This is a genomic window from Chryseobacterium sp. D764 (genome assembly GCF_019317325.1).
Classification (GTDB): domain Bacteria; phylum Bacteroidota; class Bacteroidia; order Flavobacteriales; family Weeksellaceae; genus Chryseobacterium.
In genome coordinates, this window is sequence record NZ_CP079219.1 from 1,768,202 (window position 1) to 1,784,495 (window position 16,294).

General features: G+C 34.4%; 18 protein-coding genes. 10 read left to right on the forward strand and 8 right to left on the reverse strand.

Annotated elements, in window-relative coordinates:
• Positions 1-11 precede the first annotated feature (11 nt).
• The 3 genes from KYG33_RS07910 to KYG33_RS07920 form a co-directional block, all read right to left on the reverse strand.
• Positions 12-506, reverse strand: coding sequence for a CinA family protein (locus KYG33_RS07910; protein WP_219073023.1), 495 nt, complete (start codon positions 504-506; stop codon positions 12-14).
• Positions 507-552: 46 nt separating this feature from the next.
• Positions 553-822, reverse strand: a complete 270-nt coding sequence (locus KYG33_RS07915; protein WP_180565349.1) for a heme oxygenase — start codon at positions 820-822, stop codon at positions 553-555.
• A 507-nt stretch (positions 823-1,329) separates the two neighbouring features.
• Positions 1,330-1,890: a helix-turn-helix domain-containing protein gene (locus KYG33_RS07920; RefSeq protein ID WP_198424141.1), complete on the reverse strand. Its 561-nt coding sequence runs from the start codon at positions 1,888-1,890 to the stop codon at positions 1,330-1,332.
• A gap of 165 nt (positions 1,891-2,055) precedes the next feature.
• On the opposite strand from KYG33_RS07920, the gene KYG33_RS22475 reads away from it, so the two are divergent.
• The 3 genes from KYG33_RS22475 to KYG33_RS07930 are packed head-to-tail and all read left to right on the forward strand — an operon-like array spanning position 2,056 to position 5,529.
• Positions 2,056-2,187 carry a hypothetical protein gene (locus KYG33_RS22475; protein WP_257468955.1) on the forward strand — a complete coding sequence of 44 codons (132 nt, stop codon included), beginning with the start codon at positions 2,056-2,058 and terminating at the stop codon, positions 2,185-2,187.
• Entirely contained in the window at positions 2,188-3,216 is a 1,029-nt protein-coding gene (locus tag KYG33_RS07925) for a pesticidal protein Cry7Aa (protein ID WP_077415526.1), read from the forward strand.
• A 45-nt stretch (positions 3,217-3,261) separates the two neighbouring features.
• Positions 3,262-5,529: a glycosyltransferase gene (locus KYG33_RS07930; RefSeq protein ID WP_410493596.1), complete on the forward strand. Its 2,268-nt coding sequence runs from the start codon at positions 3,262-3,264 to the stop codon at positions 5,527-5,529.
• A 22-nt stretch (positions 5,530-5,551) separates the two neighbouring features.
• Here KYG33_RS07930 and KYG33_RS07935 read toward each other — a convergent pair whose 3' ends face one another.
• Entirely contained in the window at positions 5,552-6,649 is a 1,098-nt protein-coding gene (locus KYG33_RS07935) for a calcium:proton antiporter (protein WP_077415529.1), read from the reverse strand.
• A gap of 465 nt (positions 6,650-7,114) precedes the next feature.
• Here KYG33_RS07935 and KYG33_RS07940 point away from each other — a divergent pair, with 465 nt between their 5' ends.
• The 4 genes from KYG33_RS07940 to KYG33_RS07955 all read left to right on the forward strand — a co-directional run bounded on the left by KYG33_RS07940 (position 7,115) and on the right by KYG33_RS07955 (position 8,839).
• Positions 7,115-7,333, forward strand: coding sequence for a hypothetical protein (locus KYG33_RS07940; RefSeq protein WP_077415531.1), 219 nt, complete (start codon positions 7,115-7,117; stop codon positions 7,331-7,333).
• 138 nt (positions 7,334-7,471) lie between these two features.
• Positions 7,472-7,810: a cupin domain-containing protein gene (locus tag KYG33_RS07945; protein ID WP_180565348.1), complete on the forward strand. Its 339-nt coding sequence runs from the start codon at positions 7,472-7,474 to the stop codon at positions 7,808-7,810.
• The gene (locus KYG33_RS07950; protein WP_180565347.1) at positions 7,803-8,042 is read left to right on the forward strand and encodes a hypothetical protein; all 240 of its coding nucleotides are present in this window, start codon (positions 7,803-7,805) and stop codon (positions 8,040-8,042) included. Before KYG33_RS07945 ends, KYG33_RS07950 begins: the two co-directional genes overlap by 8 nt.
• Positions 8,039-8,839, forward strand: a complete 801-nt coding sequence (locus KYG33_RS07955; RefSeq protein WP_219073024.1) for a hypothetical protein — start codon at positions 8,039-8,041, stop codon at positions 8,837-8,839. The genes KYG33_RS07950 and KYG33_RS07955 overlap by 4 nt, the downstream gene beginning before the upstream one ends.
• Before the next feature lie 742 nt (positions 8,840-9,581).
• On the opposite strand, the gene KYG33_RS07960 is transcribed toward KYG33_RS07955, so the two are convergent.
• On the reverse strand, positions 9,582-10,361 hold the full coding sequence (locus KYG33_RS07960; RefSeq protein WP_219073025.1) for a T9SS type A sorting domain-containing protein: 780 nt from the start codon (positions 10,359-10,361) through the stop codon (positions 9,582-9,584).
• A gap of 252 nt (positions 10,362-10,613) precedes the next feature.
• Between KYG33_RS07960 and KYG33_RS07965 the strand changes: the two genes are divergently transcribed.
• The gene (locus KYG33_RS07965; protein WP_219073026.1) at positions 10,614-11,249 is read left to right on the forward strand and encodes a TetR/AcrR family transcriptional regulator; all 636 of its coding nucleotides are present in this window, start codon (positions 10,614-10,616) and stop codon (positions 11,247-11,249) included.
• Positions 11,170-12,018 carry a sialate O-acetylesterase gene (locus KYG33_RS07970; protein ID WP_219073027.1) on the forward strand — a complete coding sequence of 283 codons (849 nt, stop codon included), beginning with the start codon at positions 11,170-11,172 and terminating at the stop codon, positions 12,016-12,018. The genes KYG33_RS07965 and KYG33_RS07970 overlap by 80 nt, the downstream gene beginning before the upstream one ends.
• A 36-nt stretch (positions 12,019-12,054) precedes the next feature.
• On the opposite strand, the gene KYG33_RS07975 is transcribed toward KYG33_RS07970, so the two are convergent.
• Entirely contained in the window at positions 12,055-12,753 is a 699-nt protein-coding gene (locus tag KYG33_RS07975; protein ID WP_219073028.1) for a DUF1826 domain-containing protein, read from the reverse strand.
• A gap of 193 nt (positions 12,754-12,946) precedes the next feature.
• Here KYG33_RS07975 and KYG33_RS07980 point away from each other — a divergent pair, with 193 nt between their 5' ends.
• Positions 12,947-13,765 (forward strand): helix-turn-helix transcriptional regulator, encoded by an 819-nt coding sequence (locus tag KYG33_RS07980; RefSeq protein ID WP_219073029.1) that lies wholly within the window; start codon positions 12,947-12,949, stop codon positions 13,763-13,765.
• 2 nt (positions 13,766-13,767) lie between these two features.
• Here the strand turns inward: KYG33_RS07980 and KYG33_RS07985 are convergent, their stop codons facing one another.
• The gene (locus KYG33_RS07985) at positions 13,768-14,211 is read right to left on the reverse strand and encodes a YybH family protein (protein WP_077418547.1); all 444 of its coding nucleotides are present in this window, start codon (positions 14,209-14,211) and stop codon (positions 13,768-13,770) included.
• A gap of 160 nt (positions 14,212-14,371) precedes the next feature.
• Positions 14,372-16,237 carry a T9SS type A sorting domain-containing protein gene (locus KYG33_RS07990; protein WP_219073030.1) on the reverse strand — a complete coding sequence of 622 codons (1,866 nt, stop codon included), beginning with the start codon at positions 16,235-16,237 and terminating at the stop codon, positions 14,372-14,374.
• Between the last annotated feature and the right edge of the window lie 57 nt (positions 16,238-16,294).

Below are 16,294 nucleotides of genomic sequence, written 5' to 3' on the forward strand. Positions count from 1 at the left end.
TGAATGTTCTTTTAAATTAATATTTGATTAAGTGCGCTTTTATAACACCCTAAAATAAATTCAGTATAATATAACTGCGAATCTAATGCTTGAGTCTTATCATGAAGTTCTATGCGTTTGGAAAGTACAATCTCATCTTTATAGCTGAATGAGCAAAATGAATACACTTTAAATCCTGAATTTCTTACAGATGAAGCATATCCTGTAGAAGCAATTCCCCAATCTGTTCCAAATGATTCAGCGACCTTTATAGCCATTGTATTTGCCATTTTTTGGGTCTCAAAGCCATTTTCCTCAACTTCAATCCTATTGATATCTAAAAAGTTAATTTTTTCAGGTATCGTAAAAGTCATTATTCCTCCTTTGTAAAACAGTTTTGCATTAGGCATCTGGGAAAAAGCCAGCTGTATTAATCCCGAGGTTACACTTTCTGCTATAGAAACCGTTTCATTCATTGTAATGAGTGAAGTACTGATATAATCAAGTAAACTTTGCTGAAAATTCATGGCATCTAATGTTTAATGTTAATCTAAAAAGCTTTTTACACTACGTTCAGATAACGTCATAATCATTCATTGTTGTTACAAAATAATGCTCAATCATTTCCTTTGCATTTCCGCACATTGACAAAAGATCTCCTTTGGTCATATCTTCAAAAATAAAATCATCATGAACCTCAATAATGAACTCGGTCACTTTTTCGGTGTTCATTAGGTCATAGACCATTAAATCATTTAAATTATCTAATCTACATTCTTCCTTAAAAAAAGGAAGCTTTCGGGAAATGGAATTCTTAAACTGAAAAAGATGTATTGTTTTCATTATTTCTGGCATTAGGGTAATAATAAGAAAAGTCTGTTTATATATAAAAACGCTGTTTACTCATTAATATTCAAACAGATTTCTTTTTGTGGATTCAGTTGATGAAATTTATTGTACATCAATATGGTTAAAAAGGACAGAAACCATAGGTTCCTATCCTTAATTAATTAAAACCTTCTGAAAACAGATCTACTGTTTTATCGGGATTTTAATATGCTCATTATTAAAATTGAGAATCCTTAAGCCTATTAATTTTATCATGGTGTATAATTCGCTTTTCCTAGTCTTTATTTACTACTGCGATGTTATAAAATATCGGAGAACAGCATTTTGCATAATGAATATTTCCAACTGCGCACTATATTTTCCTGTCAAAAATTGTACTATTTATGATGATATAAACTTTAATGGATCTGATAAATTCCTGATTATTATGATACAAAGATGACTGTTTAAGAATATATTATACTGTATATATCCGGGATAATCTTACATATATCACACCTTTTATAAGTCTTCCAGGTTTCCAAGACGTCTTTGTTTCAACTGTTTATAAAATGAAGGGGAAAGACCTGTAATCTTTTTAAACTGGTTAGAGAGATGGGCCACACTACTGTAATTGAGTTTATAGGAGATTTCTGTAAGATTGAGTTCATCATACAACAATAATTCTTTCACCTTTTCTACTTTGTTAATAATGATAAAATGTTGCAGGGTCATTCCTTTCACTTCAGAAAAGGTGTTCGCAAGGTAGGTATAATCATATCCTAATTTTTCACTTATATAATCTGAGAAGTTTTCTTTTGGGAGTGCATCTGAATAATGAATCATTTCTATGACTACATTTTTTATTTTCTCTATCAGGATGCTTTTTTTGTCATCTAATATCTCAAGCCCTGTTTTAAGTAAGTTTTCTTTTAGAATTTGTCTTAGTTCAACGCTGATATCATCCAATAATTCTACAGTTCCCAAATCTACAATAGCATTTTTAATGCCCAGCCTTTCCAATTCCTGATGAACAACCATTTTGCAGCGCAAACTTACCATATATTTTATATACAACTTCATCCCCCCTTACTATTTATACTGCCAATCATTTCATTAACAGATATTTACTCAAAGTTACTCTATTAAATCGGAAATATCTATGATTTATACAACAAATTGAAAGACAATTGCAAAGCTTTCCTTTTTTAATGATTGAAATTTACAGGTAACAAAAAATATTTCACAATGTCAAAAGAAAAAGACGGAAAAAAGAAGTCAGATAAAACTCCACCCGCAAAATCCGCAAAAGAGAAACGGGAGGAAAAAATGAATAAACGAAGAGACAGGGAAAACGAAGCCCAAAATACCGGCAACTAAATGGTATCCCTGAAAAAAGACGGAATTATACTCAGAAAAACGACTTTAGACTTTGAGAGTGAAGGTGTTTTAAACCCCGCAGTTGTTAAGGATAACGGAAAAATACATTTATTTTACAGGGCTCTTGCAAAGAATAATTTCTCCAGTATCGGATACTGTATACTATCAGATTATAAGACAATAGAAACCCGGTTGAGCAAGCCGGTTATCATCCCCGAGTTTGAATACGAAAAACATGGTGTTGAAGATCCAAGAATCGTAAAAATCGATCATTTGTTTTATCTTACCTATACCAGTTATGACGGGATTAATGCACTGGGAACACTTGCTGTATCGGAGGATCTTACGTCATGGCAAAAAAAGGGCATAATTGTTCCCAAAATTCCATACAACAAGTTTAGATTTTTATCAGAATCCCAAGGTGAAATAGCAGAAAAGTACAGACGTTTCAACAAACTCCCCCCTACTCTTACAAAGGATAAAGATGTCTTCCTGTGGGATAAAAATGTGATATTTTTCCCAAGAAGGATTAACGGTAAGCTTTATTTTCTTCATCGCATAAGACCCGATATTCAAATTGTAGGTATAAAAAACATTGAAGATCTGAATCCTGATTTCTGGAAAGATTATTTCCTTCACTTTAAAGATCATATTATATTATCTCCCCTGTATGAGCATGAAGTAAGCTACATTGGCGGAGGATGTCCCCCTATAGAAACCGAGCATGGGTGGCTTTTGATATACCATGGCGTACATGATACTATTGAAGGATATGTTTACAGTGCATGTGCTGCTTTACTGGATCTTAATACTCCCGAAAAAGAAATTTCAAGGCTTCCTTACCCTCTTTTCAAACCCGAAGAAGAATGGGAACAGAAGGGAGAAGTGAACAATGTCTGTTTTCCTACCGGAGCCATTGCAGAAGGAGATACACTCCATATTTACTACGGAGCTGCAGATAAAAGAATTGCTGTTGCTTCTTTAAATATCCCGGAATTACTGAAGGAATTACTACAGTATACATCATAACTGACTATTCTATAGAGAATATCATACTTTAAAATAGATATCAACATGAATAAAAATATAAAATCAGACGTGGAGGAAAAGACAAAAAGACGATCTGTCCAAAATAGAAAAAACACAATTAATCATAAACCAGAAATTATCTTTATAAGTACTTTTCCTCCAAAGGTGTGTGGTATTGCAACTTATTGTCAGGATTTAGTAAAATCTCTTCAGATCAAGTTCAATGAATCATTTAACATAATCATCTGTCCAATGGAAACTGAAGAGGAGCATCATCTATATGAAGAAAATCCTGAATATCGCTTAAATACATCCGATGCTATTTCTTATTTGGAGCTGGCTGATAAAATCAACAAAAATGAAAGGATTCAACTGGTTATGCTTCAGCATGAGTTTGGATTTTTCACTGAGGCCAAAAACGGATTGCTGCTTTTTCTTCAAAACTTAGAGAAAGACGTCATCATTACTTTTCACACCGTTTTGCCAAAACCGGACTGGGAGTTAAAAGAAAAAGTAAAAGAAATCAGCAGTTTCTGCAAATCTATTATTGTGATGACAGGTATTTCTGCGGACATCCTTTCTACTGATTATGATATTCCATCTGATAAAATTAAAGTAATCCCCCATGGTACTCACCTGTTACCATTTATCGATAAAATTTCACTGAAAACGAAATACGGATTTAAAGATAAAAAGGTACTTTCAACATTTGGCTTATTAGGTTCTGGTAAAAATATTGAAACCACTTTAGAAGCTCTACCTGAAATCATTGCTCAAAATCCGGATGTAATATTTTTGATTATTGGAAAAACGCACCCTGGTGTCATTAAGTATGAAGGTGAAAAATACCGTGATTTTTTGCAGGACACAATTAAAAGACTCCATTTGGAAAAGCATACTTACTTTATCAATCAATATCTGCCTTTAGATGAGTTGTTAGAATATCTTCAGCTTACCAATATCTATCTTTTCACTTCAAAAGACAGACACCAGGCGGTGAGTGGCACCTTTTCCTATGCTATTAGTTGTGGATGTCCTATTGTTTCTACTCCTATTCCACATGCCCTAGAAGTATTAAATGAAGATCTGGGAATTATTATTGATTTTGAAACTCCGAAACAACTCGCTACTGCTGTGAATACATTACTGAAAAATGAAAACACACAGGAAAAATTACGTTCAAATAGTTTGGAAAAAATGGCTCCCACAGCCTGGGAGAATTCATCTATTTCACACGCCCTATTATTTCAACAATACAGCAAAGACAACATGATATTACATTATACATTCCCCATCATCAATCTTAGCCATATCAAAAATATGACAACAGATTTTGGAATGATCCAGTTTTCTAAAATCAACAAACCTGATATCAATTCCGGGTATACTTTGGACGATAATGCCCGTGCTATGATTGTAGCCTGCAGACATTATGAACTGAGCAGAGATGAATCTGACCTTGATTTAATCTTAACTTATCTAAGGCTTATTAAGTTTTGCCAGCAGCCGGATGGAAGCTTCCTCAATTATATAAACCAACATAAGGAATTTATACAGCAGAATTATGAGACCAATCTTGAAGATTCCAATGGAAGAGCTATCTGGGCACTAGGGTATCTTCTTTCAATAAAAACAATCTTACCGCAACAGTTTTCAGATGAAGCAGAGTCTATCATTGAAAAAAGTCTTTCACCTATTGAGAACATCCATTCTACCCGAGCAATGGCTTTTATCATAAAAGGATTGCATTATCAAAACTCTGAAAACAATATTCCATTATTGAAAAAACTGGCCAATCGACTGGTAAAAATGTATCAGCATGAAAAACACAGAGACTGGCATTGGTTTGAAAGCTATCTTACCTATGGAAACAGTGTTCTCCCTGAGGCTTTATTGTATGCATGGATTACGACCAAAGACGAAATGTATAAGCAAGTTGCTAATGAATCATTCAAATTTTTGCTTTCGAAAATATTTATTAAAGGAGGCATCAAAGTAATATCCAACAAAGGATGGCTTCAGAAAGAAACGGTTAAAAGCCATGAATCAATTGGTGGTGAACAGCCTATTGATGTTGCTTATACCATACTGGCCTTATCTACATTCTATAAGGTTTTTAAGGATGAAAAATACCTGCAGATGATGAGGAATGCTTTTAGTTGGTTTTTAGGAAAAAATCACTTACATCAGATTATTTATAACCCTGCAACAGGTGGATGTTATGACGGCCTTGAAGAGAAAAACGTTAATCTCAATCAGGGAGCGGAATCAACAGTAAGCTATCTAATGGCAAGACTCTGTTTTCCAAAATAACAACCCTTAATTACTCGGTGCTTTATGGAACTATAGTAATAAAAAGGTAAATTAAAAAGATCGCAATCAGTACAATTCCCTGCATAATATTGGTTCTACCCGTTGCCAGTGAAACAGTAATAATAAAAAGCGACAGCCCTAAAAGTATTGTTGATTTGATATCTATTCCCAATGTCATTCGTATACCAGTCATTACAGATATAATGGCAATGGCAGGAATACTCAGCCCTATACTTGCTAAAGCAGAACCAAAAGCCAGATTTAATGAAGTTTGAATTTCATCACTTTTTGCAGCCCTAAACGCAGCCAGACCTTCAGGAAGGAGAACAATACCAGCAATAATGATACCTACAAGAGATCTTGGAGCACCCACTGAAACAACTATATGCTCAACATCCTTTGAAAGAAGCTTTGCCAGAAAAACGACTATTCCCAGGGATAAAATTAATAATATACAACTGATATACAATTGTTTTCGGGAAATCATTTCATGACTACTTTGTACAGGCTCATTTTTGGATAGTTTATTTTGCGGAGAAATAAAAAAGCTTCGGTGTCTAAACGTCTGGATCATAGTAAATCCGAGATAAAGCCCTAAAGAAATCAAGGCAATAAAAAGCAATTGAAAGGATGTATATTCGCCTCCGAGATGACTTATCGTATAATTAGGCAGAATAAGCACAAAAATAATCACGGAGGTAAGCGTAATGAGTGCCGTACTTACCCCCTGCAATGTAAAGCTCTGTTCTCTGTATCTTAATGAACCTATGACAATACAGCTCCCAATAATTCCGGTAAGGATTATCATCACTGCTGCAAAAACCGTATCTCTGGCAAGGGTAATGGTTTCTAAACCTTTTGCTCCCATCATGATAGAAATAATAAGTCCTACTTCTATGACCGTGATGGCAAATGCCAGAAGTAAAGTTCCGAATGGCTCCCCCAAACGATGGGCAATAACTTCGGAATGATACACTGCAGCCAAAACACTTCCTATCAGAAATAAAGTAAGAATCACAGAATAATACCCTGAAGAAAAAACAGAATTTCCAACATACGAAAGCCACGCCAAGATAGGAACTAAAAAAGTCCACATCCATAAATATTTTTTAATATTCATAAAAACACTAATATTTTTTACAGTTGAATGGTCTTTTGGAAAAATTCAATAGATTTATATTTTCCTTTTCAAAACAGTTTTATTAATGATTTGAAGCAGACTAGAGATGACGATATACCGGAAATATTAAATGATGAAAAGAAGAGAATATGCCGGAACTAAGAGTCTAGATCATCAGTTCAATGTAGTTATTCAGCAAGGTACGAATAATCAATCACTTATTTGAAATTATATAGTAATATTTTAAGTTTGTAATCATTTCCTAAGGCTCAATAATGTTCGTCACTTCATCAGAGTCACCAACTTTTTACAGCTTATAAACGACCGGATTTCAGATGCTCAAAACAATCCGAAATTTCGTAAAAGTGTGATATCTGCAACATAAAAGAAACAATCTGTAATACAATAGATTATTAAATACCCAACTTTGTACTGTAGCAATGAAGTTACACTAAAATCCACCTTATGGACACAAACCACAACAAAGGCGACAAATTTTTCAAAACTCCTGGAGACTGGATTGAACAGTCAAAACAATTGAAAGAAAAATTCTCAACATTAACGGATCACGATCTGAAATTTGAAGAAGGTAAAGAAAAGGAAATGCTGGAAAGAATCGGAAACAGATTAAGAAAAAACCGTGAAGAAGTTCTCAATATTATCAAAGAAATCAATCTTTCATAAATTGTTTTCAAGGACAGCTAAAGCCAATGAAAAGATATATTTATCAAAAGTTTTACTGGAAAAGGGATGGAATATTAGACAGTTCTGTCCCTTTTATTTACAATACCATCTACTCTTTTTATGTTTAAACCCAATGTGATGAATCATAGAGAACTTGAAAAATCGAAAGTATATATTACCAGCCAGATTGTAGATTACATTCCAAATTCTGTAGTCAGCAAAAAAATAATGGAAAAACTGACCGGCAATATCAGTGTTTTATCTTTTGATGACAAAGAAGGGTTATCTGAAAAGATTTCTCCTTTTGACACTGTTGCACAAATTATTGAAGGTAAAGCAGAAATTATTATAGACGGAGCTACTTATTTTATGGAAGAAGGTGAATGCATAATTATTCCTGGCCATATATCTCATTCGATAAAAGGAAATAAACGCTTTAAGATGATCGTAACAATAATAAAAAGCGGCTATGAATAATGTAGATACTATATCAGTTTTAACAAAAAAGATATTAAAAAAAACAGTTGAGATTCAAAAAGAATTTCCTGAACTGTATGACCTTTTAGACGAAACTCCATTATTTTTTTCTTTTGCAGAGAAAAATATTACGATCAGAGATTTAAGACAATATCTTATTTCCCTTATAAGACAGCAAAAATCCTTTGAAAAAGGGACATCAAAAAAAATAATATACAATAACTCCCAATGAAAAAGCTGACTAATCATCCAAAGAACAAATTGGGACTCAGAAATAAAAAAAATATTTCAAGAAGGGCCTATTACTCACAATTTGTTTCTTTATTTTACATCAGAAATACCAACATCACCTTAGAAAGAGACACGAAGGAAGTTCTTCGCATGTTAAAGGAATTACAGATTCTCAATAACAAATCAAGATTGGTATTTAGTACTCATTGCAGTTTAAGCCAGCATAATCTGTGGCAGTCTGTTTTAGAAGATCTAAGCGACAGTATAAAATACATTAGAATACAGTTTGAATATTTATTGGAGAATATTATTAAAAGAAATAAAATCAATTCACTCATATTCTGGAAGCAAAACAAAACCTATACAGATGAGCTGGAAGCAAGCCATAAAAAACTCATCCATTTGGCTATCCAAATTTTACCGGAAGAAGAAAGGTTATCATGGAAAACAGGTATTTGTAACTTTTATGATGAAATTTTTTCTTTATTCATTCCACTTATTGGTATGTGCAGGCTTGAATCTGACTTTATAGAAAAATATTCGCCTAAAATCTTTAACCAAACCACTATGGATATTATTAAAGATATTCCGAAAAATTACACATTACAGGAAGCAAAGAAATATGAACACGAATACTTAAAAGTATTAACTAACTACAGTCATGAATTCTATAGAAAAAATAATTTTTGGAACAGCTTACTATATATACTTTCAGGAGGCATGTACGCATTGCCGTCAGAGCATACTCTATCCAAAAAATGGATCAATAGAAAAATGAAAGATAAACTTATTAAATAGATCTCAAAAATTTTCATCATATTAAATATTCTTGTAGTGAAAACAATACATCTTTTTAAGTTTAACAATTCTATTTTTCACAAAATACCTTTCTTCAAAGAAGAACAAAGGCTGAAAAGCGATATAACAGAAATCAATATAATGAATATTGAAATCGTAACTGAATATATTGTTAAAACTGAGGATGATTTTAATTTCGAGAAGACATCCAGAAATGATCTTTTAACAATGTGCAGAAAAGCTCAAAAAACAATCGAACATTATTTTGTGATAAAACTAGATGCAATTTGAAATAATAAAGAAAAATAAAATCTCCTACATAGGCGGTTTTTCGTGGTCTAACTATTTTTGTTTGCCCCACTACCTTTAACATTCCTCCGAGAGGTGTTATGGATTTTACTATGGTTTCTACTTCTAAATCATTTCTACAATAACAGTTTGTCTCCGAGAAACACAAAAAATGGCAAACTCAGATAACAAGCTATTCTTACTTCATAATTATCCAAAGCATTCGCCATTTGGTCAAGGTAAGCATTTAGCTTAAGATGGTGCTGGTCGCCATATAGATTATTTTCACATCTTTGTTCAGATTTTTACAAAAAAATTTATTGCCCCAATCGAACCAATTATTTTATATATAATTTTTAAAATAAGATAAAAAACAGAGAAGATTATCGTAAAATAAACATCAAAAAAAACTCCTGCAAAGCGCAGGAGTTGAAAACTAAATAGTAATTAGTAACTACTCATTCTTTATTAATTTTAAAGTTCCATTTTTACCGATGCTGGATTTCCACTGAATAACATAGGTACCTCCCAAAGAATTTTTGAGATCAATAGGTAATTTGTTTAATCCGACTTCTATATCTGTAGTGTATGATCTAACTACTTTACCATTGATATCAACAACATTGATTGAAATTGTTTCTTTATCCGCTGCCGTATAGTAAAGCTCAGAGAATCCCATGCTTGGATTGGGTACCAATACTGTATTATCACTTTGGAGATTTCCATTTTTAGAAACCGTAGGACGAGTACATGTATAGCATAAAAACTTGGTAACCCTGATGGTATACTGGTTTGGCGCATTGCAATAAATATCTACTCCATATCCATACCCTGAATAGGTTGGCTGATATGCAATCAGATTAGGATCTGAAATGGTTGTATGACTTCCCACTACAGTTGAAAGCGGATAGTATCCACTAGCCAATTCTGGACTTACCGGATCATTAAACTTTGCTTTAACATATGTAACCTGAGATGAAGTAGTAAATGAAGGAAAAGCATAGTCTTTAGAAGTTATACTATTAGGAATAAATGAATTAAATTGCGGAGCAGAAACCCCGGTTTTTATTTCAAGTGTAAGAGTAGTATTGGCGTACGCAATATTTCCCGGAATATAATCATCATGTCTGGTAAAGGTGACTTTATAAGTCTCTACGGGGCCAATAATTATTTGTGCCATTAATTGATTATGACAGACCAGCAAAAAAGTTAGCAATAAGATAATTTTTTTCATTTTATTTAGATTTTAAGTTGTTATTTTTATGATATATCTATTCTGATTTTTTTTAATAATGTAAAATTGAAAGTTCTGAGCCGGATCGTAAATGGACAATTAGTAAATGTGAAACACTTCCTGATATCTGCCTATATTTATTTAATAACTGTAGATTTAATATGCCATGCCTTTTTAAATCTATAGGTATTTTTAGAATTAAATGTCTCAATTTTGAGACATTTACCTTATATTTGAGGCATTGAAAAAATAATGAATACACAACAAAAAATTATTGACACAGCAATATCTGTGTTCAATGAGAATTTTTCGGCAACATTTGAAGAGATCGCAGTAAACTGTAATCTTAACCGCAGGACATTGCACCGATACTTTAAAAACCGAAACGAATTATTGGAAGCCTGCAATGCAAATATGATGAAAGCCTGGGAAGAGACGGCCATTAAAGCCTGCAACAGTTCTACCAATCCCCTGATACAACTGGAAAATTTATTATATGCTGGTATTGACAGCGGAACGAAGTATGCCTTTTTAATTAAGCTGAACGAAGTGGAGCCTGCTTATACAACTGAAATAAGTAAGGATTATTTAAAAGCAAGAAGCAATATATTCAGTGCAATAGTAACGTTGCAGAAAGAACAATTGATAGACAGTACACTGCCATTAACGTGGATAAGAATTCTGTTCACCAGTGTTATCACAGCAACTATCACCGCATACAGATCGGGAGATATTGCTCCTAATGAAGTAAAAAAATTAGCCTGGAATTCATTCAGCAGAAGCATAGGCTTAGTATTAAATAAACAAAATGATACATTCTTTTTTAATGATAGGCCAGTCCAATATGGCCGGACGTGGCTACGCGAAAGAAGTTCCGCCTATTTTTGATGAACATATTAAAATGTTGAGAAACGGCTTATGGCAGATTATGTCAGAACCAATTAATTTTGACCGCCCGAGCTCAGGTGTAGGGCTCGCTTCATCATTTGCAGCTTCCTGGAGAAAAGATCATCAACAAGATGAAATTGGATTAATTCCATGTGCTGATGGAGGAACCAGCCTTGATGACTGGGCTGTAGGGAGTGCTCTGTTTGAGAATGCCCTATCACAGGCCAGACTTGCCCAGCGAACAAGTGAGATTAAAGGAATCTTATGGCATCAGGGTGAAAGTGACTGCTCTTCTGAAAAGGCAGAACAATATCAGGAAAAATTCTCTAAGATTATTAATGCTTTACGCCAGGAACTCAATATTCCCGAAGCCCCGCTTATCATTGGCGGATTAGGAGATTATTTACCCAACGGATTATTTGGTCAGTATTTCATGCACTATTCTTTCGTCAACCGGGAACTTGAGGACTTTGCGCAATCTAATGAAAACTGTTATTTTGTTTCCGCAAAAGGGCTTACGGCTAATCCTGATGGTGTTCATTTCAATGCGCATTCACAAAGATTATTAGGAATCAGATATTATTGTGCTTACCGTGATCTAAAACATCTTCTGAACCCCAACGTTAATGAAAATGATATTTTGAACAAAATCTATGATCGTCCTTATACCAAGACTGAAAGACTTAAGCTGCTGGAACACGAATTTGCAGTCGGGAATATTGAAGGTAAAGATTATTTAATGCAACTAAAAGCTATAGGGCAAGAGTAAAAGAACATCTTACTTATTATTTCAGCATCTAATATATCAGCAAATCAACAGCAACCGATATTCACCATCGTTTTCTACAGGAGCTCTATGAACACATGGCAGCGCCTGCTGTTCCGGATGATCTACAGCGATTCTCCAAAGATGACCTTTCCCTAAATTTACTGGTTCTGCATTGGGTTTAGGCTGATAATGAAGATCAAAGAAATATTCTCTGAGGAAGTCTTCAAATTCTTCTTCGGGGCCATCGTGTAGTTTTTTGAGCTGTTCCCGGATTTCAGGAATCAAAATTTTCTGTTCCACATGATCATTGGGAATGATATCACTTGCAGTTCCATGGTAGGTACATAAAAAAGTATCTGTTCCGATAGGTGAACGATCTACATGATATGAATATACATCTGTTGAAATGAAACCGAGTTCTTCATCCCGTTCATAACATTTAAGCAAATTAAGAACCGGAGAAGCGCCAAAATCATTTAATAACTGTAAATCATTTAAGATCATTTTTCTTGCCATATCTCCTTCTTCTGATAATTGTAATGCTAAAAGATCCTGAGCGGAAATTACTGTTACATCTTCATTTAACTGAAGTTGAGAAACGATTTCTTTAAAATTTCCAACTAAATTCCGATGCCAGTAAATTGCATTCATCATTCCTTGAAAACTGGTATTTACAAGTTCAGAGAAAGAAGATACCACCTCTATTTGCTGATTGTCAGAAAATATATTACCCATTTTTTGAAATAAGCGGTTTAATTGCTTACTGGCTACAAAAATACGGAATAGGTTATTTAAATCGTCATTACAAAAATCAGATGTACTTTTAATATGGAAGTTTTTATTTGACATTCTTCTTTTCTATTCATATTATATTTATTCCTAACTTCGAAGAAACTATCTGTCAATGAATTAACACCCATTACCAGCTATGCAAATTTTACCTTCCGCCAGCTTAGCACCTTACATAAAGAGTTATACCGTTGTTACCATTGATAATGATCTCAGGGATGAAGTTTTTTATCCCAGCGGATATATAGATCTGATCATTAATATTTCCGGTGGTGCTGCAGCTACTATTATTAATGGAAAAAGAAAGGATACTCCGGATATAGAGCTTCTGGGACACCTCACACTTCCTACCAGGCTTACTGTTGCACAGGGAACTTCGGTGCTGATAGCAAGGATCTATCCGTATGCCGGTACTTTATTCTTTTCTGATCCTTTGTCGGAATTCACGAACTACGCTACTGATATGTATGATGTAGCAAAAAGAGGAAGCACAGATTTATATGACCGCATCATGTTTGCTGATAGTCTTTATAAAAAAATCAATATTTTGGAAGCATACTTTCTTCAACAGTTGAAAAAAAATGAAAACCGGGTAAAGAAAGCTATCATGGTTCAGGCACTCAGCCAACAGTTTTTAATGAATCATCATACATTGGACCTGCCGGCTTTGGCACAGGCTTCAGGGTTATCGGAAAGATATATTCAAAAGCTTTATCTTACGAATGTTGGAATAAGCCCCTCAGCTTTTGCTGCTGTCATCAGATTTAACAAAAGCCTGCAAATGGTTCTCAACACCCCGGAATCACTTACCACTATAGCTTATGACTGCGGGTATTATGACCAGGCCCATTTTATCAAAGAGTTTAAAAAGTTTACAGGCATCACTCCTTCTGTCTCCAGACAGTCACTGATTAAAAATGATATGGATCTTCAGCAGGCTGTCAATATTGGTTTTTAATTCTATTTTGCAGGATGATTACTGCTGAACATGTCGCGGTGCATTTTCCAACCCTCTTTTGTATTCTTCCAGATCACTATTACTTTTCCGTCATCCAGTTTTTTACCTTCTACATCTGTCATTTCGTAATAACTTTCTTCAGTGACTGAGGTTTTACCATCTCCATACAGGTTTTGAATCGTAAACTTGACCTGAACCTTAGGTCCATTTTTAAAGAAATTGAGTAACTTTTCTCTTCCGCAAACCGGTGTTGTATTGGAAGGAAACAGACAGGCATCATCTGTATATCTGGTCAGAATAGATCCGTCATTTTTGTTAGCCAGATCGGCATAGATTGCATTACTGGCTTCAATAGTCTTTCTTACCGTTTTCATAAGATCTTTAGTCTGGGCATTACACCAGGAAGTAAGTATTAATAACAAGCTTAGAATAAGTAACTTTTTCATTTTATTTTTTTATACAAAGCAAATTATTCTGACAGACAAAAAATTGTAAAATAACGAACAAGTTTATTTTTTCAATTAAGAGTATCCAATAAAAAACAGCGCCCCCTTTTGGAGAACACTGTTTTATATATAAGGTTATTAATTTTCAGTTTTATTTTTTTTACTTCTTCAATATCTTTTCTGTTACTGTAGAAGATTTGGTTTTAAGTTTAATATAATATACTCCTGTCTGAAGAGAAGATAATACTACCTGTTCCTGCATCAAATTCAAAGTTCCCTGTTTTACCAGTTGTCCTGTTGCACCAAAGATTTCATAAGAAACCAAAGGTTCTTTACTTCTGATTGTAAGTACATCCTGAACAGGATTCGGATATAATTGTATTCCTGCCTGAACAGCTGTTTCTTCTACTGACATCTGGCTGCATGCTGATTTAGCAAATTTTGTAAAAAAAGACTGAGATTTCCCTCCTGATACATTGACAGCCATTGTATTGACATTATCATTGGTATCTGTAAACAATTGGTCATGAAAAAAGCCTCCCACCACATAATTGCCATCTTTATCTGCAGCCACTGCTGTAAATTCATCTATCACATAAAAGTTACTGTGAATCTCTCCCGTTCCCAAAACATCTCCGGTATCTTTGTTAAGTCTTACCAATAAAGGATCCGATCTATCTCCATCAGGGCGCACCATTGCATAGCTTCCCCAGACATCAGACCAGCTTCCTTTGGCAAAAGCAATTTCGTTTCCATTAATGGCAATTGTTCCTTTGGTAAAACGATAACCAAACTGAAGACCAGACATACTATCCGGAGTTCTTGCCCATTGTACTGTACCTGACGCATTCATCTTCATGACAAACGGAACGGCTTCCACATAACTTCTCAGAGGAAAAGTATAACTTCCGAAGGTTGCAGGCACTGTTATTCCATTAAAATAACGTCCTGAAATATAAACATCTGAAGTAACCGGGTCTTTTACAATAGAATGAATTTCATCATCAGTACTTGTTGTACCATTATTAAGTTCTTTTCTCCATACCTCAGTTCCGGTTGTACCATCAAAAGCCAGCACATACGCTGCTTTCGTAAACGGAACATTATTGTAGGAAAGATCAACCAGATTACTGAATCCGGGATCCATCCTTTTACCGGCAAGATAATAGCGGTTCAAACTTTCATCGTATACTACATTAACCTTTCCCTCTCTTCCCACTGCATTTATCGCATCTCCTGTAATAGGCAAAAGCAAGGGAACTGCCGGTGTCATATTACCATTATCATAATTGAACTTCACGGCATAATACTGATAGGTTGATGTAAAGGATGAAGGTACTGTAATCAAACCATTTAAATGGGTTCCCGCTCTGAATCCCATCACAGCATGGATGTTTTTGGAAGAATCCATGTACATCATCTGAACGTCACACATACGGGATGAATAATTAACGTCTCCCTGCAAAGGCTTGCTCCATGCCAGTGTACCGTCAGAAGTATTATATTTCAACAGAAAGGCTGCTTTGTGGGCAGGATCTATTGTTTGGTCATAATGGGTATACAACGGTAATGTATGGGTATCATCGAAATGTACAGGAACAGCATTTGGATCTCCTACATAAGAATTATTATAAATGGTAGCCATCACATATAATCCCCCGTTATTATCTACTTTAATATGCCAGGCATTTTCTCCGTCTCCCGATCCCCCTATTGGTCTGGACCATCTTATATTTCCTTCACAATCAGCAGAGAACAGAAAAAGATCACTCAGACCGTAATTGGTTACAGAAGTACCATTTAGATTTTGTCCCTGTTCGCGCATTGTTGCAAGATAGTAAGTGTTATTGTTGTTATCTACTACAATATCCCTTATTGATTCATCAAATACATAATGAAACCCCGGATCAGCAGAACCTGTTAATCCTCCTGCCTGTTTTCCCCATTGCCATTGGTAAGTCTGGCTAAAAGATAATCCTGGTAATATCAGAAGCAGTCCCCAAAGTTTGTTTTTTAGTTGTATCATAAAAGTTCATTTAATTATCACATACTATAAAAAAACAGTGCTCTCCGAAGAGAACAC